The 23,556-nt window shown below is 69.7% G+C and carries 19 protein-coding genes, 2 tRNA genes and 1 pseudogene; 16 read left to right on the top strand and 6 right to left on the bottom strand.

The annotated features are described in order from the left end of the window. Positions 1–71: 71 nt before the first annotated feature. Positions 72–1,982: a serine/threonine-protein kinase gene (locus tag QOL88_RS13235; RefSeq protein ID WP_097216614.1), complete on the top strand. Its 1,911-nt coding sequence runs from the start codon at positions 72–74 to the stop codon at positions 1,980–1,982. A 94-nt stretch (positions 1,983–2,076) separates the two neighbouring features. On the opposite strand, the gene QOL88_RS13230 is transcribed toward QOL88_RS13235, so the two are convergent. Further along, positions 2,077–3,567 (bottom strand): amino acid permease, encoded by a 1,491-nt coding sequence (locus tag QOL88_RS13230; protein WP_097216613.1) that lies wholly within the window; start codon positions 3,565–3,567, stop codon positions 2,077–2,079. Positions 3,568–3,845: 278 nt separating this feature from the next. Here QOL88_RS13230 and QOL88_RS13225 point away from each other — a divergent pair, with 278 nt between their 5' ends. After that, positions 3,846–4,331, top strand: coding sequence for a ribose-5-phosphate isomerase (locus QOL88_RS13225; RefSeq protein WP_097216612.1), 486 nt, complete (start codon positions 3,846–3,848; stop codon positions 4,329–4,331). Between the two features lie 569 nt (positions 4,332–4,900). Continuing rightward, positions 4,901–5,710 carry an Fpg/Nei family DNA glycosylase gene (locus QOL88_RS13220; RefSeq protein WP_097216611.1) on the top strand — a complete coding sequence of 270 codons (810 nt, stop codon included), beginning with the start codon at positions 4,901–4,903 and terminating at the stop codon, positions 5,708–5,710. A 58-nt stretch (positions 5,711–5,768) separates the two neighbouring features. Here the strand turns inward: QOL88_RS13220 and QOL88_RS13215 are convergent, their stop codons facing one another. Beyond that, on the bottom strand, positions 5,769–7,019 hold the full coding sequence (locus QOL88_RS13215; RefSeq protein WP_097216610.1) for a GNAT family N-acetyltransferase: 1,251 nt from the start codon (positions 7,017–7,019) through the stop codon (positions 5,769–5,771). Between the two features lie 162 nt (positions 7,020–7,181). Between QOL88_RS13215 and QOL88_RS13210 the strand changes: the two genes are divergently transcribed. From QOL88_RS13210 to QOL88_RS13200, 3 genes and pseudogenes are all read left to right on the top strand, one after another. After that, entirely contained in the window at positions 7,182–8,360 is a 1,179-nt protein-coding gene (locus tag QOL88_RS13210) for a PP2C family protein-serine/threonine phosphatase (RefSeq protein ID WP_097216609.1), read from the top strand. 173 nt (positions 8,361–8,533) lie between these two features. After that, positions 8,534–8,833 (top strand): annotated as a pseudogene (locus QOL88_RS13205) (FtsX-like permease family protein); the annotation flags it as partial. 14 nt (positions 8,834–8,847) lie between these two features. Then, positions 8,848–9,285 (top strand): HD domain-containing protein, encoded by a 438-nt coding sequence (locus QOL88_RS13200; protein WP_097222976.1) that lies wholly within the window; start codon positions 8,848–8,850, stop codon positions 9,283–9,285. Positions 9,286–9,300: 15 nt separating this feature from the next. Here QOL88_RS13200 and QOL88_RS13195 read toward each other — a convergent pair whose 3' ends face one another. Next, on the bottom strand, positions 9,301–10,485 hold the full coding sequence (locus tag QOL88_RS13195; RefSeq protein WP_097216608.1) for an acyltransferase family protein: 1,185 nt from the start codon (positions 10,483–10,485) through the stop codon (positions 9,301–9,303). A 624-nt stretch (positions 10,486–11,109) separates the two neighbouring features. Between QOL88_RS13195 and QOL88_RS13190 the strand changes: the two genes are divergently transcribed. Then, positions 11,110–11,304 carry a hypothetical protein gene (locus tag QOL88_RS13190; RefSeq protein WP_031107160.1) on the top strand — a complete coding sequence of 65 codons (195 nt, stop codon included), beginning with the start codon at positions 11,110–11,112 and terminating at the stop codon, positions 11,302–11,304. 389 nt (positions 11,305–11,693) lie between these two features. Beyond that, on the top strand, positions 11,694–11,939 hold the full coding sequence (locus tag QOL88_RS13185; protein WP_097216607.1) for a hypothetical protein: 246 nt from the start codon (positions 11,694–11,696) through the stop codon (positions 11,937–11,939). Positions 11,940–12,004: 65 nt separating this feature from the next. Here QOL88_RS13185 and QOL88_RS13180 read toward each other — a convergent pair whose 3' ends face one another. Together QOL88_RS13180 and QOL88_RS13175 are read right to left on the bottom strand one after the other, a co-directional pair. Further along, on the bottom strand, positions 12,005–12,463 hold the full coding sequence (locus QOL88_RS13180) for an ASCH domain-containing protein (RefSeq protein WP_097216606.1): 459 nt from the start codon (positions 12,461–12,463) through the stop codon (positions 12,005–12,007). Positions 12,464–12,539: 76 nt separating this feature from the next. After that, positions 12,540–12,613, bottom strand: a tRNA-Gly gene (locus QOL88_RS13175). Positions 12,614–12,766: 153 nt separating this feature from the next. On the opposite strand from QOL88_RS13175, the gene QOL88_RS13170 reads away from it, so the two are divergent. From QOL88_RS13170 to clpX, 5 genes are all read left to right on the top strand, one after another. Then, a tRNA-Pro gene (locus QOL88_RS13170) sits at positions 12,767–12,843 on the top strand. A 193-nt stretch (positions 12,844–13,036) separates the two neighbouring features. Beyond that, positions 13,037–14,422, top strand: a complete 1,386-nt coding sequence (gene tig / locus QOL88_RS13165; RefSeq protein WP_097216605.1) for a trigger factor — start codon at positions 13,037–13,039, stop codon at positions 14,420–14,422. A 368-nt stretch (positions 14,423–14,790) separates the two neighbouring features. Next, a complete protein-coding gene (locus tag QOL88_RS13160) occupies positions 14,791–15,396 on the top strand; it encodes an ATP-dependent Clp protease proteolytic subunit (RefSeq protein WP_179879105.1) in 606 nt (201 codons plus the stop codon). A gap of 109 nt (positions 15,397–15,505) precedes the next feature. Then, positions 15,506–16,213: an ATP-dependent Clp protease proteolytic subunit gene (locus QOL88_RS13155; protein ID WP_097216603.1), complete on the top strand. Its 708-nt coding sequence runs from the start codon at positions 15,506–15,508 to the stop codon at positions 16,211–16,213. Between the two features lie 181 nt (positions 16,214–16,394). Then, a complete protein-coding gene (gene clpX / locus QOL88_RS13150; protein ID WP_097216602.1) occupies positions 16,395–17,684 on the top strand; it encodes an ATP-dependent Clp protease ATP-binding subunit ClpX in 1,290 nt (429 codons plus the stop codon). 68 nt (positions 17,685–17,752) lie between these two features. Here clpX and QOL88_RS13145 read toward each other — a convergent pair whose 3' ends face one another. After that, positions 17,753–18,712, bottom strand: coding sequence for a hypothetical protein (locus QOL88_RS13145; protein ID WP_097216601.1), 960 nt, complete (start codon positions 18,710–18,712; stop codon positions 17,753–17,755). 137 nt (positions 18,713–18,849) lie between these two features. Here QOL88_RS13145 and QOL88_RS13140 point away from each other — a divergent pair, with 137 nt between their 5' ends. From QOL88_RS13140 to QOL88_RS13130, 3 genes are all read left to right on the top strand, one after another. Then, positions 18,850–21,474 carry a valine--tRNA ligase gene (locus QOL88_RS13140; protein WP_097216600.1) on the top strand — a complete coding sequence of 875 codons (2,625 nt, stop codon included), beginning with the start codon at positions 18,850–18,852 and terminating at the stop codon, positions 21,472–21,474. Between the two features lie 184 nt (positions 21,475–21,658). Continuing rightward, positions 21,659–23,182 carry a bifunctional tetrahydrofolate synthase/dihydrofolate synthase gene (folC, locus tag QOL88_RS13135; protein WP_097216599.1) on the top strand — a complete coding sequence of 508 codons (1,524 nt, stop codon included), beginning with the start codon at positions 21,659–21,661 and terminating at the stop codon, positions 23,180–23,182. Between the two features lie 5 nt (positions 23,183–23,187). Continuing rightward, positions 23,188–23,544, top strand: coding sequence for a DUF4233 domain-containing protein (locus QOL88_RS13130; RefSeq protein WP_097216598.1), 357 nt, complete (start codon positions 23,188–23,190; stop codon positions 23,542–23,544). Positions 23,545–23,556 lie beyond the last annotated feature (12 nt).

The raw sequence follows: 23,556 nt of genomic DNA, 5'->3' as shown, positions 1-23,556 counted from the left end.
TCGCGGCGTCGTGGAGGGGGTGCAGCGGATTGCCGGGGAATACGAACCGTGGCGGTGTTCCAGGGATATTGGTGACGGGGCGATATCGGTTGGTCGAAAGTATCGGCCAGGGGGGAATGGGGCGGGTGTGGCGAGCCGCCGACGAAATACTCGACCGGCAGGTCGCCGTCAAGGAGATGCGGATCGACGGTCTCGACGCGGAGGACAGCAGGACCCGCCGCGAACGGACCCTGCGCGAGGCCAGGGCCACGGCCCGGATCGACCATCCCAACGTCGTCCGGGTCTACGACGTGGTCGACGAAGGCGAACGCCTGTGGATCGTCATGGAGTTGGTGTCGGGCCGCTCCCTCGAACGGATCCTCGCGGAGTCGGGCCCGCTGAGCCCCGGCGAGACGGCCCGCATCGGACTCGGTCTGGTCGCGGCGCTACGGCAGGTGCATGAACGCGGCGTACTGCACCGCGACATCAAGCCCGGAAACGTGCTCGTGGAACACGCGGACGGCGTGGCCGGATCCGTACGCGGCAACGGCAACGGTTCCGGTCACGGACGGCGCGTCGTCCTCACCGACTTCGGCATCGCCGCGATCCAGGACGCCAAGGCGCTCACGATGGTCGGCATGCTGGTCGGCTCGCCCGACTACATGGCCCCCGAGCGCATCTCCGGCCGCCCTCAGGGCCCGCCGTCCGACATCTGGTCCCTCGGCGCGACCCTGTGCGCGGCCCTCGGCGGCCGCTCCCCGTTCTCCCGCGACACCACGCTGGCGACCCTGCACGCGGTCCTGTACGAGGAGCCCGAACTCCCGGCCGCGTCGGGCCCGTTGCGGGACATCCTGACGTCCCTGCTGGCGAAGGAACCGTCGGCCCGCCCGAACCTGGAGACGTTGGAAACGGCACTGGAGCCGGTGGCGTATCCGGCACCGACACCCACGGTCGCCGCCGACCTGGAAACCCTCGGAGGCCGACCACCGGCCCCCGGGCCGCAGTCGCGGAACTCTCTCCCCGCACCCCCGCAGGAGGCACCGGCCCCCGCCTGCACCCCGGCATCCCAGGACCCTCGCCAACCCTTCCCCGTCCAGGGCCCTGCCCCGGATGCCAAGGAGGGCGACGAGGCGAAGCAGGGCGACGAGGCGAAGGAGGCCGACGAGGCGAAGGAGGCCGACGCGGCGAAGGCCCAGCCGGTGGCGGCCCCTTCCGGAGGCCGGACCGGCGGCACCACCCACCCCCCAAGCCCCGTCTCCCTCACCCGCGCCCAGGCGGAGACCGAGCGCCGCCCCCACCCCGCACCGCTGCCGATGCCGCCCGGCGAGCTCCCCGGGCCGCCCGCCTCGGCAACGCCCCGCTCCCGCCTCCGTCGCCGTACGGTGCTCACCGCCGCGGCGGCCACCCTCGCCACGGCCGGAACGGTCGTGGGAATCCTGCTGGCGACGTCATCCGGCTCACCGAGCGGGGACGACACTCCGCGCGCGGGCTCCTCGGTATCCGCGCCGGCCACCACCGGAGCCACCACCGGGGCCACCACCCCCTCGCCCACCGTCGAGGGCACCACCAGGCCGCAGACCCTGCCGCCCGGCACGCACCGGGAGGCCGGCGGGTTCGCCTGGGCGACGCCCGACGGCTGGCGGCGGGACGTGAAGACGGGGGCGGAGGTGCACTACACCTCCCCGGACGGGTCCCAGGAGCTGGTCGGCAAGTCCTCCCTGGCCCGCGGCGACCTGCTGGAGACCTGGCAGACCTCGGAGCGCAACGCCCAGCAGGGCGAGGACTACCGCAAGATCCGCCTGGAGGAGACGACGTTCCGCGGCCACCCGGCGGTGGTCTGGGAGTACACGTTCACGATGAAGGGCGTCCACTGGCACGCCCGCCTGCTCGGCTTCAACGTGACCGGCAAGTCGTACCAGGTCAACACGTGGTACCAGAAGGAGATCGAGCAGGAGGCGCTCGCCACCTACGAGAAGGCCAAGGACGGTTTCACCGTGCTGTAGGCATCGCGGGAGGCAAAGGAAAAGGGGCCTGCGGCGCGTGGCGATGCACGCACCACAGGCCCCCGTTCACGACGAACGGCGAGCGGCCGGAGGATCAGCCGGCCGACACCTCGCTGTGCTCCTCACCCTGGACCTGCGGGGCGTCGGCGGCCGGACGCCCACCGCGGAACCCCTTCTTCACGAAGGCGATGACGAGCACCACGGCCGCGACGAGCAGCGACAGCAGAATGGTCTGGCGCCCGTCGTGCTCGGTGTCGGTGAGCATGTAGCCGAGGATGAACACGATCAGCGCGGCAGTCGCCCAGGTCAGGTACGGGTACAGCCACATCTTCACGACGAGCTTCTCGGGCGCCTCGGCCTTGATGATCTTCCGCATGCGCAGCTGGGAGAAGCAGATCACCAGCCACACGAACAGGGCGACCGCGCCACTGGAGTTCACGAGGAAGAGGAAGACGGAGTCCGGGAACTTGTAGTTGAAGAAGACCGCGACGAAGCCGAAGGCGACGGAGGCCAGGATCGCCGTGCGCGGCACGCCGTTGGAGGTCGTGCGGGCGAAGGCCTTCGGCGCGTCGCCGCGCTGGCCGAGGGAGAAGGCCATGCGGGAGGCGGTGTACAGACCGGAGTTGAGACAGGACAGCACCGAGGTCAGCACGATGAAGTTCATGATCTGACCGGCGTGCGCGATGCCGAGGGAGTCGAGCGCGGCGACGTAGGAGCCGTCCTTGGTGATGGACTTGCTGTCCCAGGGGAGCAGGCACACGACGACGGCGATCGAGCCGAGGTAGAAGACGGCGACACGCCAGATGATGCTGTTGGTGGCCTTGGTGACGGCCTGCCGCGGGTTCTCCGACTCACCGGCGGCCAGGGTCGCGATCTCGCTGCCCATGAAGGAGAAGACGACGAGCAGCACACCGGTGAGGATGGCGCCGGCCCCGTTCGGCAGGAAGCCGCCGTGCTCGGTGAGGTTGCTCAGCCCGGCCTGCTCGCTGTCCACACCCGGCAGCACCCCGAACACGGCCAGCCCGCCGACGATGATGAACGCGGCGATGGCGACGACCTTGATGCCCGCGAACCAGAACTCGAACTCGCCGTAGGAGCCGACGGAGACCAGGTTGGTGGCGGTCAGCACCAGCATGACGATCAGGGCCCAGCCCCACTGCGGCACGGCCGGCATCCAGCCCTCCAGGATCACCGCACCGGCGGTCGCCTCGACGGCCAGCACGACGACCCAGAAGAACCAGTACAGCCAGCCGATGGAGAAACCGGCCCAGGACCCCAGCGCCCGGTCGGCGTGCGCGGAGAAGGAACCCGAGGTCGGGTTGGCGGCCGACATCTCACCGAGCATCCGCATCACCAGCACCACGAGCGTGCCGACGAGGGCGTACGACAACAGGATGCCGGGCCCGGCGGTGGCGATACCGGAGCTGGACCCCACGAAGAGTCCGGCGCCGATGACACCGCCGATGGCGATCATCGAAAGATGCCGGTTCTTGAGCCCGGCCTGCAGCCCGGAGCCCTCGGCTCCGGGTTCTCCGGGCCCTGTGGGGTCGTTTCCGGTCTTGTTCATGGTCGGCTGCGAGGTCATGGAACGGATTTCCTTTGCGCCGGGGAGCTGTACTTCCGTAGGGACCGAGCGAGCCGCACGAAAGGGGTGTTTCGCGGCCTGCCGGTGTACGGGGGACCCGTACGAGCGGTGTACGAGCCGGTCCAGTGAATCGGAGGCGAACGATTAGGAGAACCTTTGAATCCAGATTGTTACTTGAGGTTTTCCTGAGCTTCAGTAATGCGGCTCACATTCGCCTGGGGTTTTCCTGAGCGCCACCCCGCGCGCCTTCCCCGAAACGCCCGTGTCACACTCGTCCCATGCGCGTGTACCTCGGCTCGGACCATGCCGGCTACGAACTCAAGAACCACCTCGTCGAGTGGCTGAAGGAGGCGGGTCACGACCCCGTCGACTGCGGCCCGCACATCTACGACGCCCAGGACGACTACCCGCCCTTCTGTCTCCGGGCGGCGGAGCGCACGGCGGCGGACCCCGACGCCCTCGGTGTCGTCATCGGCGGCTCGGGCAACGGCGAGCAGATCGCCGCGAACAAGGTCAAGGGCGTTCGTGCGGCCCTCGCGTGGAGCGAGGAGACGGCGTCCCTGGGTCGCCAGCACAACAACGCCAACGTCGTCGCGGTGGGCGCGCGCATGCACTCGCAGGACGAGGCGACGAAGTTCGTGGAGACGTTCCTCGCCACGCCCTTCTCCGGTGACGAACGTCACATCCGCCGCATCGACATGCTGGCGTCCTACGAAACGACCGGCGACCTGCCCCCCATCCCGCCGCACCACCCGCAGCAGTAGCCCCCGCCCCAGCTCCCCGAGGGACTCCGGCCCTGGAGCCTCAGTGGGCTGGGCTGGGCTGGGGTGGGGTGGGCTGGCTGGTCGGGGCTGACTTGGCTTGGCCGAGCTGGCTGCTCGGGGCTGGCTGGGCCGCGCTGGCCGGGCTGGGCTGGCTGGTCGGCGCTGGTTGGGCTGAGCCGGGCTGAGCCGGTGGGGCCGGGCGAAGCGGAGAGGGCGAGACGAGCCCCGAAGGGCCGAGGGCGAGAGCCCCGGAGGGCCGAGGGCGACCAGAAGCCCTGGAGCGCCGAGGGCGACCGAAGCCCCGGAGGGGTGCATGGGACGCAGTCCCCGCTGGGGGCCCGGGGCGAAGCCCCGAGGCTTTTCGACCGAAGCCTCTCCAGAGACCGTGTCGGGCGGGCGGGTGGGCAAGACCCGGGGTCCGGGGCGGAGCCCCGCGGCCTCAGCCCCGTGAGTGACCGTGTCGGGCGGGCGGGCGGGCAAAACCCGGACCCGAGGCGGAGCCCCGAGGCCTCAGCCTCATGAAGCCCCCGTCGGCCCGGAGGGCAAAGGCAACGATCACAGGAGCACCCGTGCCGGAAGGCCACACCATCCACCGCCTCGCCCAGGACTACGCCGCCGCCTTCCTCGGCACGAAACCCCGCACCACCAGCCCGCAGGGCAAGTTCACACCCGCCGCCGCCCTCCTCACCGGCACGGAACTCACCCACACCGAAGCCCACGGCAAGCACCTCTTCCTCGGCTTCCGCGACACCGACTGGATCCACATCCACCTCGGCCTCTTCGGCAAGGTCACCTTCGGCCCGGCCCCCGAACCGCCCCCCACCGACACCGTCCGCCTCCGCGTAGCGAACGACACCACCTACGTGGACCTCCGGGGCCCCACGACCTGCGCCCTCATCACACCCCCGGAGAAGCAGGCGATACACGACCGCCTCGGCCCCGACCCCCTCCGCGACGACGCCGACCCGGACGCCGCATACCGCCGCATCACCCGCAGCCGTACGACGATCGCCGCCCTCCTCATGGACCAGAAGGTCATCGCCGGCGTCGGAAACGTCTACCGCGCGGAGGTCCTCTTCCGGCACCGCATCGACCCGTTCCGCGCCGGCAAGGACATCACCCCCACCGAGTGGCACGCGATCTGGACCGACCTCGTCGACCTCATGCACGAGGGCGTCCGCAACAACCGCATCGACACCGTCCGTCCGGAGCACACGCCGGAGGCGATGGGCCGCCCGCCCCGCGTGGACGACCACGGCGGCGAGGTGTACGTCTACCGCAGGGCCAACCTGCCCTGCCACATCTGCGGCGGCGAGATCCGCACCGCCGATCTCGCCGCCCGCAACCTCTTCTGGTGCCCGGCCTGCCAACGCCCCTGAAGTCCCGGGCGCCGGCGCCCCTGAAAAGGCCCGGGCGCCCGCGAAAGAGGCCCGGGCCTCAGAACCCGTGCGGCAGCCACGGCGGCACACCCACCCCGAACCCGAGCGACGCCTCCGCCAGCGCCCCCGGCCGAAGCTCCCGCACCCGCCCGGCCGCCCCCAGCGCGCCCAGCGACACGCCCCCGAGATACGCCGCCCCCAATTCCCGTACGGACAGGGCGACATCCGCCGCATCCGCCGTACGCTCGCACGACGCCCCCTTCGCGTCCCCGCTCAACCGCCAACGCCCGGCGTTCCAGGGGCAGAACGCGTCCTTCACCTCGAACACCACATCCACCGGCGTCTGATACGTCCGTGCCGCCAGCGCGGCCCCCACCTCCACCAGCCGCACGTACAGCGCGTCCCGCACCCGCGGATGGCACCGCCGCGGGTCGGTCACCAGGTACTGCCACGCGTCGTCCACCGGGCGCCCCCGCACGGTGACCTTCGACGTCAGGTCGATCCCGAACAGGAACCGCCACAACGCCGCGTCCGCCGCGGGGTCCAGGCCCTCCGACTCCTCAACGATCACCGTGCCGTTGGATCCGGACAGCTCCCACTCGGGCTTGACGCGGTACCGCGCGTACCCCACCGTCTCCCCGTCCCGCTCGGCGAGCACGCACTGCAGGGGCGACGCCCCCTCCCGCTCGCTCGCCGGATCGAGCACCCCGAGCCGCTCCCAGCCGGGCTGCCGGGCCAGCATCCCGGGCCGTGCCTGAACCAGCCGGGCGTACACCGCCTCACACACGTCGAGCACATCGGCCGGCGCCGCGTACCGCACCCGTACGTCATCCGTACCGTCCGGCACCGACAGTCCCACCCGGGTCGTGTCGATCTCGGCGGCCAACGACAGGGTCGCGTTGCCGTATCCGAACCGCCCGTAGATCGCCGGCTCGGACGCACAGAGCACGGCCAGCGGCTCACCCCAGGCACGGACATCGTCCAGCTGCCGCCGCATCATCGACGTCAGCAGGCCGCGCCGCCGATGCGTGGCGGCCACGCTGACCATCGTGACCCCCGCCACCGGCAGGGACGCGCCACCGGGCACGGTCAGCCGGAAGCTGAACGCCCCGGCCGTCCCCACACACTCGTCCCCGTCCCAGACACCGAGCGAACGGTCGAACTCGGTCAGCGAGTTCCACAACTCCCGCTCCTCGGCGGATTCCGGCACCCCTCCGAAGCCCCGGATCAGGGTGTCGTACCACTTGTCCCAATCGTCCTTCCGGAGGACCCGCAAGTCGGACGAAAGACCGTTCGCGTCAGTTCCCATGAGCCATGCCTACCAGGGCAATGCGGGACGAGCGAGGGAATTTCTCCCGGGCGGCGGCAGGGCCGCGCGCTGTGAAGTTCACTGTGAAGTCGGCCCTCGGACGGGGGACAAGTGGGACCTCCCGTGCCAAGCGGCTGGTCCGATGGATAGGGTCCCGAACTAATGGCATCAGGACGAGAGCGGCGTGCGGAAGCCGAGACGTTCACGGCCCGGTTGAAGAAGCAGTGGCACCGGGTCCGCGTCGGCGTGCGCCGCGCCGCCGTGGACTACTTCCGCGGCAACGGCTCGGACTGGATCGCCCTGGCCGGTCTGCTCCTGATGGTTCCCGTGATCGCGTCGGCGACACTGGCGAACTCGGTGTGGTTCTCACCGGCCGCACTGGTCCTGCCCGTCGTCGTGGGCGGCCTGCTGCTGCGCCCGGCGAGCCTGCTCGGCCTGTACGCGGCGGCGGCCACGGCACTGATCGTGGAGTCGGTGCGGCTCGGCCCGTACACGGAGGGCCCGTCGAGGGTCACCCCGGGCGTCGTGCTCGTGGTCGCGGCCTGCGGCTTCTTCGGACTGCTCCTGGCCCAGTTCCGCAGCCGGGTCGGTGTGCCCTGGCGGCGCGGCGGCACCATGCTCTTCGACCTGCGCGAACGCATCCGGGTGCAGAGCAAGCTGCCCGACCTGCCGGGCGGCTGGCACCGGGAGATGGCCCTGCGCCCGGCGGGCGGCCAGTCCTTCTCGGGCGACTTCGTCGTCGCGGCGCGCACCAACGGCGGCCGTACGCTCGAGGTCGTCCTCACCGACGTCTCCGGCAAGGGCATGGACGCGGGCTCCCGCGCCCTGCTGCTGTCCGGCGCGTTCGGCGGCCTGCTCGGCTCCCTCCCGCCGCACGCCTTCCTCCCCGCCGCCAACGGCTACCTGCTCCGCCAGGACTGGGACGAGGGCTTCGCCACTTCCATCCACCTGGTCCTCGACCTGGACTCCGGCGACTACGAGCTCTACTCCGCGGGCCACCCGCCTGGCCTCCAGCTCAGCGCCGGCAGCGGCCGCTGGGAGGAGAAGACGGCCGAGGGTCCGCTGCTCGGGGTGTACGACGGCGCCCAGTTCGACCCGGTGAAGGGCTCACTGCGGCCCGGTGACGTGCTGATGCTGTTCACGGACGGCCTGGTGGAGACCGCCGAACGAGACATCGTCGAGGGCATCGACCGCCTCACCGGCGAGGCCGACCGCTATGTGGCCGGCGGCTTCCACGGCGCCGCCTGGCACCTCATCGAGGCCGTGGCCAAGGACGTCAACGACGACCGGGCCCTGCTGCTGATCTGCCGAGAGGGCCCGACGGCCGCAGCGAACCGCTGAGGTGGGGTTTCCCCAGGTGGGTTCGGCGGTCGTCCTCCTGGCCCGGCCACCTTCCGGCTCCGTACGGTCGAGACACCCCGGCGCATCGGTGCGAACGACTCGGATCCGGAAGGACACACATGTCATGCGACTGGGCCGTGGAACTGCACGGCGTCCGCAAGCGCTACGGCCGCGCCGACCACACCACTGCCCAGTCCCTCGACCGTGAGCTCAACGCCTGGGCGAACACGGTCATGGCGGCCGTCCTCGGCGGCTTCGCGGCCGTCGTCGCCGTCAACGCCCTGGTGATGACGGGCCTGGACCGCCGCGGCGAACTCGGCACGCTCCGCCTGCTCGGCTCCACCCGCCGCCAGGTCCTGCGCATGGTCCGCTGGGAAGCCCTGCTGGTCGCCGCCGCGATCCTGATCGTCGGCACGGCCGCGGCCACCCTGCCGGTCCGGGCGGCGCTGCGCGGGGAGACACTGGATCGGTGACCGAGACATCCCGGATGACCCTGGCCCAGGTCGAAGCCACCGCCCGCGCCGCACACGCCGGCCAGACCGACAAGGCGGGACGGCCCTACGCCGAACACCTGCGGGCCGTGGCGGCGGGCGTACGGGCGCGGGGCGGCGACGACGAGCAGATCGCGGCGGCCTGGCTGCACGACGCGGTCGAGGACGACGCCCTCTCCGCGGAGTGGCTGCGCGGGGCCGGCTTGAGCAACCGTACGAAGGACATCGTGCTCGCGGTCACCAAACGGACAGGGGAGCCGCCGGAGGCGTACGCGGCGCGGATCCTCGCCACGCCCGGGGCGCTGCTGGTGAAGGAGTCGGACCTGGCGCACAACGCGGACCCGGCCCGGCTGGCGGTCCTCGACGAGGCGACCCGGAAACGACTGACCGAGAAGTACGCACGGATGCGCGCACTTCTCGGTCTCGTCGGATGAATCCCGCTCGGAGGGTCAGGCGTTGACCTTCTCGCGTTCGCGCTCGCGCCGTTCGGCGCTCTGGCGTTCGCGGGCCAGCTCGGCCGCGTCCCGCTTGAAGGCCCAGGCCATCTTCGGCTCCATCGCGAACCGGAAGAGGCGCTGCACCGGCTTGGTGCACAGGACCGTCACGACGGCGGCCGCGAGGGCGGTCACGAGGATCTCACCGGCCGGGTGGTGCAGCCAGGACGCCTCGAACCAGCCCTGGTAGTCGCCGGCCTTCACCAGGAAGCCGTGCAGCAGGTAGCCGTAGAGCGTGCCGGCGCCGAGGGCGGTGAACCACATGTGGCGGCGCGGCACCCAGGCGAAGAAGCAGGCGGTCAGCACCAGGGAGCAGCCGAACATGGCGAGCACCATGACCGGCCCGGCCCACCAGGGCGCGCCCAGTTCCTGCGCGGCGTCCCGGTGGTAGAACCACGCGGTGTTCATCCGCGGCACCGCCCACCAGCTGAAGGCCAGGGCGACGGCGAACACGGGCACGGAGGCGATCCGCACGGCACGCGTGCGCACCATGTGGAAGTGCTCGGGCTTCATGACCAGGCCCAGCACGAAGAACGGCAGGAACTGCAGGACGCGCTGGAGGTCCAGGTCGTCGCCGATCTCCGGGGTGACGGTCGCCAGCATGGCGAGACCCAGCGCGAGCGGCAGCGGCCAGCGCACCAGGTTCCAGATGGGGGTGGTCAGCCGCCAGACGAACAGCGCGACCAGGAACCAGGTCAGGTACCAGGGGTCGAGGAGGCTGATCTCCTGGTGCGGGTCGTTGTCGATGACGCGCTTGAACAGGGGATAGGCCGTCTCGAAGATGATGTACGGCACGGCGACGCCGGTGATCAGGCGCTTCAGCCGGTCGGGCCGCATGTCGAAACTGCGCGAGAAGTAGCCGGAGATGATGATGAACGCCGGCATGTGGAACGCGTAGACGACCTGGTACGCCGCCTCGAGTATCCGGCTGTCGCCCTTGAGCGGCTCCCAGGCGTGGCCCATGGCCACCAGCACGATCGCGAGGTACTTCGCGTTGTCGAAGAACGCGTCGCGCTGCTTGCCGTTCTGCTTCTTCTGCGTGCTCTGCGGCGAGCGCGGGCTCGGCACTCCGTCCGTCGGCGGCTGTGCCGGGGGAAGTGGCGCCCTGCGGTCGCCGTTCGGTCGCAGCGAGTTCGTCACAGACCCTCCCACCAGGAGCTCGGGGAGACGATCCGGGACCTCGCTGCGCGTACGGGGGACGAGGCAGCGTGGAACATCTGAGGCACCCTAGCGTTCCCTGCAGCTATTCGTAAAACGCCGGAAGTGATTCCTGGCTATTCGCTGCGGGTACCCCGGATTACGGGTAGTTGACGGCGCTGTCGGCGTGATGGCCAACACATCGCCCGATGGCGGATTGTGTACACCGACGGGGCGTTGCTTGTCGTGATACTTCCGGACTAAGTGACGCATAAGACCAGCAGGCGACTCCAGCGGAATGTCCGCTTCGGCACTCTTCGACCCCTGGTTCGCGGGGCTGTTGCCGGGCTTGTGGCAGCAATTCGAATTAACTGCGAACGCGTTGTGTGGGGACGGAAACGATGCGGGCGAATTCCCTGTGCGGGTGGCCCGTCGAATTGTCGTGCGACTCCACGCTGTTGGGTCCCCGCGCGCGGTCGGGGCACACGCGTGGCGGCGACACGCGTGTGGTCGATGCGTCACCGGCCGCATAGCCGGGGCGTGTTGGTGGCACGATGGTTCTGGCGGGGGTGCGCGGGGTCGCGTCCCCGGGCCGGGAGAGCGGACCGACCGAGGGTGTGATCAGTTGTGGCCATTTCACTGTCTGTGGTGCTGCTGTTGGCGATCATCCTGGTGGTGTTGCTGAGAGGGGGATCCATCAAGGCAGGACCGGCGATCGTGGCGATCCTCTTCGGCTTCTTCCTCGCCTCGACCGGCATGGCCCCGTCCATCAACCGGTTCCTCAACTCGATAGCGGACACCATCAACTCCATCAGCTTCTGACCGGTCCGGGAGCGCCCCTGCCGAGCCCCGCGCACGGCGCACGGGCTGCCCGGCTAAGCGGACGCCGGGCAGAACGAGGAACGGCGCCCCTGCCCCCACGGAACCCCGACGGAACAGTCCTGGCCGCCACGCGACCCGGCCGGGACGCCCTGCGGGGTCGAGCGCACCCGAAGCCGCCGCAGACCCGCATCGCACTCCTGATGGCCTCGGCCGCCGTGGCGGCCGCACTCATGGCGATCGTCACCACCACCGCCACCCTGATCCGCTACAACGACCGTCCGGCCCCGGTCCACCTCCGACGGCGCCTCCGGCGACGAGGGCGCGCTCATCGGCACCAACGGCGGACGCCGCTACGGCTACGGGGCCGAGCACGCGAAGGCGCGAGCGGCATGGGGTCCGGCCGCACGGTCTACGCCCCGGCCGCCGGAACCGGCAAGGAGCTCTGGCGGAGCCCGACCGGCAGCGGCGAGATGGCGGTCGTCCCCGACGATCCCGAGGGCACCGCCACGTCCGTGCCCGAGGGCGTCCTCACTTTCTCGCGCACCAGCGGCGACGCCCTGGACATCCCCTACGGCGTCCGCTCCGCCTGCACCGTCGACGTACGCGACCTCCGAGAGCGGGGGAGGGCCGCGTGACCGTGCGGGTCGGTCAATGATCGGCACCGTGCGGGTCGGTCAATGATCGGCACCGTGCGGGTCGGTCAACGATCGGCGAGGCGGAGATCGGCGACGAGGCGGAAGCGCTCCAGAACCGCCGGGGTCGTGTCGTCCACGGTGAAGCCGGGGTCCTCCAGGGCGGCGCGCATGTCCTCGCTGTGCCAGAACCGCTCGTGGTCCTCGCGCCACTCGGCCACGCTGGTGTGCCCCTCGCCCTCGTCCACCACGTGCGCGAGATCGACCTGGGCCAGCGGGACGACGCGGACGTCGGTCACCTCGATGACCGCGACCGGCCGCCCGTCCGAGTCGACGACCACGGAACGGTCCCCGGTTTCCGGTAACGGATCCCCCTCGTGCTCGTAGTCGACGACGAGTCCCGTCGTGGCGGTCTTCGCACCTCCGAGGATCGCCGTGACGAGCCGGTCGCGCAGTGAGCCGGGGAATGCGAACTCGGTCCGGGGCATCGACGCGATGTCCTCGGGCGTGAAGGAGTGAAAGATCATGCCGACGACCGTAACGACCCCGGAACCGATCAGGGCCGGGCCGGAGAATTTTTCTCCGGCCCGGCCCTGATGCGTATGGAGCGGGCGACGGGAATCGAACCCGCGTAGCTAGTTTGGAAGACTAGGGCTCTACCATTGAGCTACGCCCGCACAGCACGCGCCGCAGGTCGGGTGACCGCGGCACTGAAGGCATCGTAGCGGGTCGGCCCCCTCCGTCGCACACCGCATTCCCGCCGGAGCGGACCCTGTGGAAATGCGGCGGCCACACCGCCGGCCGGCATGTACCCTACGTCTCGCACCAGACGGGGTGTGGCGCAGCTTGGTAGCGCGTCCGCTTTGGGAGCGGAAGGCCGTGGGTTCAAATCCCGCCACCCCGACCAGCCACCCGATCATCTCGCGTGATCGCCCATCCGATCACTCACGTGATCGCCTTTTGGGCGGCGTAGGCGCTGCCGTTACTATGCAAGCTGCACGCCCGTGTGTCTCAGCGTCTGAAGTCTCCGGGCGGCGAAATCCGCCGGGCCGTTCTGGCCCCGGCAGAAACCAAGAAGTCAGCCACAAGGAGACCGAACCGTGAAGAGCGCCGTGGAGACCCTGAACCCGACCCGGGTTCGGCTGACTGTCGAGGTGCCCTTCGAGGAGCTCAAGGACAGCCTCGACGCGGCGTACAAGAAGATCAACCAGCAGGTCACGGTGAAGGGCTTCCGCAAGGGCAAGATCCCTGCCCGTGTCATCGACCAGCGGTTCGGCCGCGGTGCGGTGCTGGAGGAGGCGGTCAACGACGCGCTTCCGAAGTTCTACACCGACGCGGTCAACGAGGCCGAGCTCAGCGTGCTGGGCCAGCCCGAGGTCGACATCACGGAGCTGAAGGACGGCGAGACGCTGAACTTCACCGCCGAGGTCGACATCCGCCCCTCCATCGAGATCCCGGACTTCTCCGGCATCGAGGTCGAGGTCGACGCGGTCGAGGTCACCGACGAGGACGTCGACAAGGCCGTCGAGGAGCTGCGCGAGCGCTTCGCCTCCACCGCCCCGGTCGAGCGTGCCGCCGAGGACGGCGACGTCATCACGATCGACCTGCAGGCCAAGGTCGACGGCGAGGTCCTGGAGGACGGGGTCGCCGACGGCGTCTCCTACACCATCGGCTCCGGCGAGCTGCTGGACGGCATCGACGACGCCGTGAAGGGCGTGGAGGCCGGTGGCGAGGCCACCTTCACCTCCGAGCTCAAGGGCGGCTCCGCCGCCGGCAAGGAGGCCGAGGTCACCGTCAAGGTCACCCAGGTCGCCAAGCGTGAACTGCCCGAGCTGGACGACGAGTTCGCGCAGCTCGCCTCCGAGTTCGACACCATCGAGGAGCTCCGCGCGGACAGCCGCAAGCGCCTCGAGAACATGAAGCAGTACGACCAGGCCACGCAGGCCCAGGAGCGCGTCCTGGAGAAGCTGCTCGAGCTGGTCGAGGTCCCGGTCCCCGAGAAGCTGCTCGAGGACGAGGTCAACACCCGCAAGCACAACCTCGAGCACCACCAGCTCGGCCAGATGGGCATCGACCTCGCGAAGTACCTGGAGATCCAGGGCAAGAGCGAGGAGGAGTTCGACGCCGAGACCAAGGAAGCCGCAGTCAAGGGCATCAAGACGCAGTTCGTCCTCGACGAGCTCGTCAAGCAGGAGAAGCTGAACGTCAACCAGGAGGAGCTCACCGAGCACCTCATGCGCCGTGCGGCCTCCTCCGGCATGTCCCCCGACCAGTTCGCCCAGGCGGTCGTCGAGGGCGGCCAGGTTCCGCTCCTGGTCGGCGAGGTCGCCCGCGGCAAGGCCCTGGCCGTCGTGGTCGAGAAGGCCACGGTCAAGGACACCAACGGCGAGATCGTCGACCTCGACGACGAAGAGGACGAGGGCACCACCGAGGCCTCCGCCGAGGAGACCCCGGCCGAGTCCGCCGAGGAGAAGACCGAGGGCTGAGCCCCGGCAGCGGTGAGTCCGTGACGAGAAGGCCCTGGGGCACGCCCCAGGGCCTTCTCGTCATCCAGGAGGCAGCGCACTCCAGGGGCACTCCAGGGGCGCGGGGAACTGCGCGACAAGCCCCCCACTCGCCCGCGGCCCGGCGATTTCCGCACCACCCACGACGAGACCGCGCGGCGCCCCGGCGAAGCCCACCGCGCTACGCCCCCGGCGAACACTCCCATCTCCGGGATTCCCCGAAGGGACCCGCGCGTTAGGGTCCATGAATACGAGGGCAGTGGAGTCCCCGAACGGCTCCTAGCCCCTAGGGAAACGTGAGACGGCCCGGCGCCGTCGTAAGACGAGCAGGTGGATACGTGACGAATCTGATGCCCTCAGCCGCCGGCGACCCTTCCATCGGTGGTGGCCTCGGTGACCAGGTCTACAACCGGCTGCTCAACGAGCGGATCATCTTCCTCGGCCAGCCGGTCGACGACGACATCGCGAACAAGATCACCGCGCAGCTGCTGCTCCTTGCCTCCGACCCGGAGAAGGACATCTACCTGTACATCAACAGCCCCGGCGGTTCGATCACGGCCGGCATGGCGATCTACGACACCATGCAGTACATCAAGAACGACGTGGTGACCATCGCCATGGGCCTCGCGGCCTCGATGGGCCAGTTCCTGCTCAGCGCCGGCACCCCCGGCAAGCGCTTCGCGCTGCCGAACGCCGAGATCCTGATCCACCAGCCCTCCGCCGGCCTGGCCGGTTCGGCCTCGGACATCAAGATCCACGCCGAGCGGCTGCTGCACACCAAGAAGCGCATGGCCGAGCTGACCTCACAGCACACCGGCCAGACGATCGAGCAGATCACCCGCGACTCGGACCGCGACCGCTGGTTCGACGCCTTCGAGGCCAAGGAGTACGGCCTCATCGACGACGTGATGACGACGGCCGCCGGTATGCCGGGCGGCGGCGGCACCGGGGCCTGAGCGGTCCCCACGGGGCCTGTGGCGCCCCGTGAGGCCCACGGAGCCCTCCCGGGCCCCAGCGACCCCAGACAGCCCCAGCCGACCGCCTCAGCCCTTTTCAGGAGACACCGTGAACCAGTTCCCCGGCAGTGGGATCTACGACCGCATGCACGCCGTGCAGGACATGAGCGCCTCGCAGGGCCGCTACACCGGCCCGCAGGCCGAGTCCCGCTACATCATTCCGCGCTTCGTCGAGCGCACCTCCCAGGGCATCCGCGAGTACGACCCGTACGCGAAGCTCTTCGAGGAGCGCGTGATCTTCCTCGGCGTCCAGATCGACGACGCCTCCGCCAACGACGTCATGGCGCAGCTGCTGTGCCTGGAGTCGATGGACCCCGACCGTGACATCTCGGTCTACATCAACAGCCCCGGCGGCTCCTTCACGGCGCTCACGGCGATCTACGACACGATGCAGTACGTGAAGCCGGACATCCAGACGGTCTGCATGGGCCAGGCCGCCTCCGCCGCCGCCGTCCTGCTGGCCGCCGGTACGCCGGGCAAGCGCATGGCCCTGCCGAACGCGCGCGTGCTGATCCACCAGCCGTACAGCGAGACCGGCCGCGGTCAGGTCTCCGACCTGGAGATCGCCGCGAACGAGATCCTCCGGATGCGCTCGCAGCTGGAGGAGATGCTGGCCAAGCACTCCACCACGCCGGTCGAGAAGATCCGCGAGGACATCGAGCGCGACAAGATCCTCACGGCCGAGGACGCGCTGAGCTACGGCCTGATCGATCAGGTCATCAGCACCCGGAAGATGGACAACTCGAGCCTGCGTTGAGGCGAGAGGCTGTAACGTCTGCCGCCCCTTGGCACGGTTTGGCTCGGTTCACGTCAAAGCGAACCGCGCCAAGGGGGGCCCGAACGGGGGGCCCGGCAAGGTACCGTCGGACATAAGGCAGCACCAGGAGTCCGCTGGACGGAGACGTCCAGGAGTCTCCCAGGCGAAGGGGAAGCACACCGTGGCACGCATCGGTGACGGCGGCGATCTGCTCAAGTGCTCGTTCTGCGGCAAGAGCCAGAAGCAGGTCAAGAAGCTCATCGCAGGGCCCGGTGTGTACATCTGCGACGAGTGCATCGACCTCTGCAACGAGATCATCGAGGAAGAGCTGGCGGAGACCAGCGAGGTCCGCTGGGAGGAACTCCCGAAGCCCCGCGAGATCTACGAGTTCCTCGAGGGCTACGTGGTCGGCCAGGAGGCCGCCAAGAAGGCCCTCTCCGTAGCGGTGTACAACCACTACAAGCGAGTCCAGGCCGGCGAGAACGGCGGGGCGAACGGCCGTGACGACGCCATCGAGTTGGCGAAGTCCAACATCCTGCTCCTCGGCCCCACGGGCTCCGGCAAGACCCTCCTCGCGCAGACCCTCGCGCGCATGCTGAACGTCCCCTTCGCGATCGCCGACGCCACGGCGCTCACGGAGGCCGGCTACGTCGGCGAGGACGTCGAGAACATCCTGCTCAAGCTGATCCAGGCGGCCGACTACGACGTCAAGAAGGCCGAGACCGGGATCATCTACATCGATGAGATCGACAAGGTCGCAAGGAAGAGTGAAAACCCCTCGATCACGCGCGACGTCTCGGGCGAGGGTGTCCAGCAGGCCCTGCTGAAGATCCTGGAGGGCACCACCGCCTCGGTTCCGCCGCAGGGCGGCCGTAAGCACCCCCACCAGGAGTTCATCCAGATCGACACGACGAACGTGCTGTTCATCGTGGGCGGTGCCTTCGCCGGTCTCGAGAAGATCATCGAGTCCCGGGCGGGCGCCAAGGGCATCGGCTTCGGCGCGCAGATCCGCTCCAAGCGCGAGATGGAGTCCAAGGACCAGTTCCAGGAGGTCATGCCGGAGGACCTGGTCAAGTTCGGCATGATCCCCGAGTTCATCGGCCGCCTCCCGGTCATCACCTCGGTCCACAACCTCGACCGCGAGGCCCTGCTGCAGATCCTCATCGAGCCGCGCAACGCGCTCGTCAAGCAGTACGAGCGCCTCTTCGAACTCGACGGCGTGGAGCTGGACTTCGAGCGCGAGGCCCTCGAGGCCATCGCCGACCAGGCCATCCTCCGCCAGACCGGCGCGCGAGGCCTGCGCGCCATCATGGAGGAAGTCCTCCAGGGCGTGATGTACGAGGTCCCGTCCCGCAAGGACGTGGCCCGGGTCGTCATCACGGCGGACGTCGTCCAGTCGAACGTCAACCCGACGCTGATTCCGAGGGACGCGCGCAACGGACGCGGGCCGGGCGAGCAGAAGACGGCCTAGCCCCCCCCCGCACGCGTGCACGCGAAGGCGCCCAGCACTGTTGCTGGGCGCCTTAGTCGTTGATGGCGTCAGGCTGCGACGCGGATCTCCTTGCGGACCTTGGTCGTCAGGTCGATCGCCACGTCCTTGGTGACGCCCTGCGCCACCTCACCCGGCGACACGAGGGCGATGGTGCTGTAGTCGGCCCACGCGCAGAACCAGTTGATCTTCTCCTTCTTGCTCAGCCGGTCCTGGCCCTTGAGCGACTGGCACTTCATGACCGCGCCGTCGAGGTCGGCCGCCTCGGGCTCACCCACCAGTTCGGGCTTGCCCGACCCGGTGGCGGACTCCTTCTCGACCGACGTCTTGAAGTTGGCGAAGAACAGGTCCAGCGTCGCCTCCGGGTCGGAGATCTCGCCGTAGGCACCGGCCACCGAAAGGGTCTTGGCCGTCGCCAGCTTCGCCGAGGAGGACGGATCGTCGGGGTCGTAGTCGCTCATGTCCAGCGTGTTGTAGAGGCCCGCCGTGGACTTGGCGTTCTTGACGCCGCTCTTCTCCAGCTCCGACGTCGAGTCGCTGCCGGCGGTCGCTCCGTCCTTCGTGGTGCGCTTGTAGTCGCCGAGCACCTTCGCCGGCGTCGTCAGCTTGTGCGGCCCGTCGTCCTCCAGGGCACCCGCGCCGCCGCCCCCGCCGATCACGAAGTACGCGCCCACGCCGATCGCCGCCACGACGGCGACCGCGCCGATGACGAGCCCGGTCTTCTTCTTGCCGCCGCCCGGCGCGGGCGGCTGGGGCACGCCGTAGGGGGCCTGGCCGTAGGGCGGCTGCTGGCCGTACGGGGGCTGCTGGCCGTAAGGAGCCTGCTGGGGCGGGACGCCCTGCGGGGGCTGCTGCGGGTAGCCGTAGCCGGGCTGGGGCGGAGGGGCCTGCTGGGGATATCCGTAGCCGGGCTGGGGCGCCTGCGGCGGCTGGCCGTACGGGCCCGGCTGGCCGTACGGACCGGGCTGCTGGGGCTGCCCGCCGTACGGGCCCGGCTGGTTGTAACTCATGTTCTGGGTTCCCCTCCAGATGCTTATGTGTTCAGACATCCTGGCGCAGACCCGCCGTGTGCCTGGCATCGGGGCTCCCACCGTTACAAACGAAACGCGTTTCGGGACCGGTCGGTGACACCTCTAAACTGACCCCCGTGACCGAGAACGCTCAGCAGCAGCCACCAGCGCCCAGCACCGACCTGCCGACCCAGTACGCGCCGGCCGACGTAGAGGGGCCGCTGTACGAGCGCTGGGTAGAGCGGGGTTACTTCGAGGCGGACGAGAAGAGCGACAAGCCGCCCTACACCATCGTCATCCCGCCGCCGAACGTCACGGGCAGCCTGCACCTCGGGCACGCCTTCCAGCACACCCTCATGGACGCCCTCACGCGCCGCAAGCGCATGCAGGGGTACGAGGCGCTGTGGCTGCCCGGCATGGACCACGCCGGTATCGCGACGCAGAACAAGGTCGAGCAGCAGCTCGCCGAGGAGGGTAAGTCCCGACACGACCTGGGGCGCGAGGAGTTCGTCGAGCGCGTCTGGCAGTGGAAGGAGGAGTACGGCGGTCGGATCCTCGGCCAGATGCGTCGCCTCGGTGACGGCGTCGACTGGAGCCGTGAACGTTTCACGATGGACGACGGCCTCTCCAAGGCCGTCCTCACCATCTTCAAGCGGCTCTACGACGACGAGCTGATCTACCGCGCCGAGCGCATTATCAACTGGTGCCCACGCTGTCTGACGGCCATCTCGGACATCGAGGTGGAGTACCAGGAGGACGCGGGTGAGCTGGTCTCCATCCGCTACGGCGAGGGCGAGGACAGCCTCGTCGTCGCGACCACGCGTGCCGAGACGATGCTCGGTGACACGGCCGTTGCCGTCCACCCCGACGACGAGCGGTACCGGCACCTCATCGGCAGGCAGATCAAGCTCCCGCTGACCGACCGCACCATCCCGGTCGTCGCCGACGCCCATGTCGACCCCGAGTTCGGCACCGGTGCGGTCAAGGTGACCCCGGCGCACGACCCGAACGACTTCGAGATCGGCCGCCGTCACGACCTGCCGTCCCTGACGATCATGGACGAGCACGGCGTGATCACGGTTCACGGCCCCTTCATCGGCCTGGACCGCTTCGAGGCCCGCTCGGCCGTGGTCGGCGCCCTCAAGGAGCAGGGCCGCATCGTCGCCGAGAAGCGCCCGTACATGCACTCCGTCGGTCACTGCTCGCGCTGCAAGACCACGGTCGAGCCGCGCCTCTCCATGCAGTGGTGGGTCAAGGTCGGCCCGCTCGCCAAGGCGGCCGGTGACGCGGTCCGCGACGGCCGCGTCAAGATCCACCCCGAGGACATGTCGAAGCGCTACTTCGACTGGGTCGACAACATGCACGACTGGTGCATCTCGCGCCAGCTGTGGTGGGGCCACCGCATCCCGATCTGGTACGGCCCGGACGGCGAGGTCGTCTGCGTCGGTCCGGACGACGAGCCGCCCACCGGTGAGGGCTGGACCCAGGACTCCGACGTCCTGGACACCTGGTTCTCCTCCGGCCTGTGGCCGTTCTCCACGCTCGGCTGGCCGGAGAAGACCCCGGACCTCAAAAAGTTCTACCCGACCGACGTCCTGCTCACCGGCCACGACATCATCTTCTTCTGGGTCGCCCGGATGATGATGTTCGGCCTCTACGCCATGGACGGCGAGGCCCCCTTCCACACCATCGCGCTGACCGGCCTGGTCCGCGACGAGTTCGGCAAGAAGATGTCGAAGTCGAACCCGAACGCCGTGGACCCGCTGGTCTGGATGGACGCCTACGGTTCCGACGCCGTCCGCTTCACCCTCGCCAACGGCGCCAACCCGGGCGCGGACGTGCCGATCGGCGAGGACTGGGTCAAGGCGTCCCGGAACTTCACCAACAAGATCTGGAACGCCACCCGCTTCGCCCTCATGAACGGCGCCACGATCGAGGGCCCGCTGCCGGACGCCTCCGAGATGTCTGCGGCGGACCGCTGGATCCTCTCGCGCCTGAACACCACGGTCGCCCAGGTCGACGCGTACTACGACGACTACCAGTTCGCCAAGCTCGCCGACGCGCTCTACCACTTCGCGTGGGACGAGGTCTTCGACTGGTACGTCGAGCTGTCCAAGACCACGTTCTTCGCGGGCGGCGAGCCGGCCAGGGTCTCCGGGCGGGTCCTCGGAGAGGTCCTGGACGTGATGCTGCGTCTGCTCCACCCGGTCATCCCGTTCGTCACGGACGCCCTGTGGACCACCCTGACCGGCGGCGAGTCCCTGGTCATCGGCGACTGGCCCAAGGACTCCGGGTTCCGTGACAAGGCCGCCGAGCAGGAGATCGAGCTGGTCCAGCGGGTCATCACGGAGGTCCGCCGATTCCGCAAGGACCAGGGCCTGAAGGACGGCCAGAAGGTCCCGGCCCGCCTGGACCTGACCGGCACCGTCCTGGCCCCTCACGAGGCCGCCATCCGCCAGCTGCTCCGCCTCCAGCCGGAGGGCGACGCCTTCACGGCCACGGCGACCCTCCCGGTCGCCGGCGCCGAGGTCGCCCTCGACCTGTCCGGCACGATCGACGTGGCGGCGGAGCGCAAGCGCCTGGCGAAGGACCTCGCAGCGGCGGAGAAGGAGAAGTCCCAGGCCAACGGCAAGCTCGGCAACGAGGCGTTCCTGGCGAAGGCCCCCGACCACGTCGTCGACAAGATCCGCACCCGCCTCGCCAAGGCGGAGGAGGACATCGCCCGCATCCAGGCCCAGCTGGAGCGCCTGCCGCAGGGATAAGGGTTCGTACGGAGTGTGAGGCCCCCGGAGCTGTCGGCCCCGGGGGCCTCACGACTGCCTCAGGGGCACGTACCCGCTGTTCAGGGGCGAGGGGAACTGCGCGAGCGACTCCCACGGACCCGCAGCCGCCCAGGGACACAAGCCACCGCGAACAATGTCAGTCGGTCTCCGTAGACTGGGCCCCGTGAGCGAGCTCCCTCCAGACCACAACGCCGACGACCAGCCCGACCCCCTCGACCCCTTCGACGAGATCATCGCGGAGGAAACCGACCGCGACCCCGACCTCGCGGTCATCGAAGCCGGCAGCCGAACCCTGCGCACCCAGGGCGGCCCCCCGGACGCCGACATCCCCACGCGCCCCGCCGACCCCGAGGTCGACAAGGCCCTGCGCGAGGTCGAGACCGAACTCGCCACCCGGTGGGGCGAGACCAAGCTGGAGCCCTCCGTCAGCCGTATCGCCGCGCTGATGGACGTGCTGGGAGAGCCGCAGCGGTCGTACCCGTCGATCCACATCACGGGGACGAACGGCAAGACCTCCACGGCCCGCATGATCGAGGCCCTGCTCGGCGCCTTCGAGCTGCGTACCGGCCGTTACACCTCGCCGCACGTGCAGTCGATCACCGAGCGCATCAGCCTCGACGGCGCCCCCATCGCGCCCGAGCGGTTCATCGAGACGTACCAGGACATCAAGCCGTACGTGGAGATGGTCGACGCCTCCCAGGAGTACCGGCTGTCCTTCTTCGAGGTGCTCACCGGCATGGCGTACGCGGCGTTCGCCGACGCCCCCGCCGACGTGGCCGTGGTCGAGGTCGGCATGGGCGGTTCCTGGGACGCGACGAACGTGATCGACGGGGACGTCGCCGTCGTCACGCCCATAGACCTCGACCACACCGACCGGCTGGGCTCCACGCACGCCGAGATCGCCACGGAGAAGGCCGGCATCATCAAGCAGGGTGCGACGGTCATCATGGCGCAGCAGCCGGTCGACGCGGCGCAGGTGTTGCTGAAGAAGGCCGTCGAGGTGGACGCGACCGTGGCCCGGGAGGGGCTGGAGTTCGGCGTCGTCGAGCGGCAGGTGGCCGTCGGCGGCCAGCTCGTGACCCTGCGAGGACTGGGCGGCGAATACCCCGAGGTCTATCTGCCGCTGCACGGCGCGCACCAGGCGCACAACGCGGCCGTCGCGCTCGCCGCCGTCGAGGCGTTCTTCGGCGTCGGCGCGCAGCGGGCCGACGCGCTGGACCTGGACACGGTCCGCAAGGCGTTCGCGGCCGTCGCCTCGCCGGGCCGGCTGGAGGTCGTGCGCCGGTCGCCGACGGTCGTGCTGGACGCCGCCCACAACCCGGCCGGTGCCCGGGCCGCGGCCGAGGCGATCGGGGAGGCGTTCCAGTTCAGCCGCCTCATCGGTGTGGTCGGCGCGAGCGGCGACAAGAACGTCCGGGGGCTGCTGGAGGCCTTCGAGCCGGTGTTCGCCGAGGTCGTGGTCACGCAGAACTCCAGCCACCGCGCGATGGACGCCGACGAGCTCGCCGGTATCGCCGTGGAGGTGTTCGGCGAGGAGCGCGTCCAGGTCGAGCCGCGGCTGCCCGACGCCCTGGAGGCGGCCATCACGCTGGCCGAGGAGGAGGGCGAGTTCTCCGGCGGCGGTGTGCTCGTCACCGGTTCCGTCATCACCGTCGGCGAGGCCCGACTGCTCCTGGGGAGGGGCTGAGTCCCGTGCGCACGCTCTGTTCTTCGACCCTGATCGGCGAGTTCTTCGTCATCGGGTTCGCCGGTCTGGTCGCCATGAAGGACCCCGACCTGTCCATGACGACGGTGTGGACGGTCAGCGGCATCGCGATGTTCCTGTGTCTGGTGCTGTGCGGCCTGGTGACGCGCCCGGGCGGGGTGGCTCTCGGCTGGGCGCTGCAGATCGCGCTCATCGCGTCGGGGCTCATCGTGCCGACCATGTACTTCCTGGGGGCGATCTTCGCGGCCCTGTGGTGGGCGTCGGTGCACTACGGCCGGAAGGTGGACGAGGCGAAGGCGAGATTCGCCGCCCAGGCGAGTTCCTCCACACCTGACGCTGCGTGACAGTCGCCCCGA

Origin of the sequence: Streptomyces sp. Ag82_O1-12 (assembly GCF_900182715.1) — a bacterium.
GTDB lineage: Bacteria > Actinomycetota > Actinomycetes > Streptomycetales > Streptomycetaceae > Streptomyces > Streptomyces massasporeus.
The sequence above is the reverse complement of the archived record's forward strand: the minus strand, read 5'-3'. Positions and strand labels throughout refer to the sequence as shown.

What these genes read in the sequence shown, in the direction of transcription:
- QOL88_RS13180 (WP_097216606.1), bottom strand. Translation starts at nt 12,463, where the DNA reads ATGATCTTTCACTCCTTCACGCCCGAGGACATCGCGTCGATGCCCCGG.
- QOL88_RS13200 (WP_097222976.1), top strand. Translation starts at nt 8,848, where the DNA reads ATGACCCTGGCCCAGGTCGAAGCCACCGCCCGCGCCGCACACGCCGGC.
- QOL88_RS13210 (WP_097216609.1), top strand. Translation starts at nt 7,182, where the DNA reads ATGGCATCAGGACGAGAGCGGCGTGCGGAAGCCGAGACGTTCACGGCC.
- QOL88_RS13145 (WP_097216601.1), bottom strand. Translation starts at nt 18,712, where the DNA reads ATGAGTTACAACCAGCCGGGCCCGTACGGCGGGCAGCCCCAGCAGCCC.
- QOL88_RS13225 (WP_097216612.1), top strand. Translation starts at nt 3,846, where the DNA reads ATGCGCGTGTACCTCGGCTCGGACCATGCCGGCTACGAACTCAAGAAC.
- QOL88_RS13185 (WP_097216607.1), top strand. Translation starts at nt 11,694, where the DNA reads ATGGGGTCCGGCCGCACGGTCTACGCCCCGGCCGCCGGAACCGGCAAG.
- QOL88_RS13160 (WP_179879105.1), top strand. Translation starts at nt 14,791, where the DNA reads ATGCCCTCAGCCGCCGGCGACCCTTCCATCGGTGGTGGCCTCGGTGAC.
- QOL88_RS13215 (WP_097216610.1), bottom strand. Translation starts at nt 7,019, where the DNA reads ATGGGAACTGACGCGAACGGTCTTTCGTCCGACTTGCGGGTCCTCCGG.
- QOL88_RS13230 (WP_097216613.1), bottom strand. Translation starts at nt 3,567, where the DNA reads ATGACCTCGCAGCCGACCATGAACAAGACCGGAAACGACCCCACAGGG.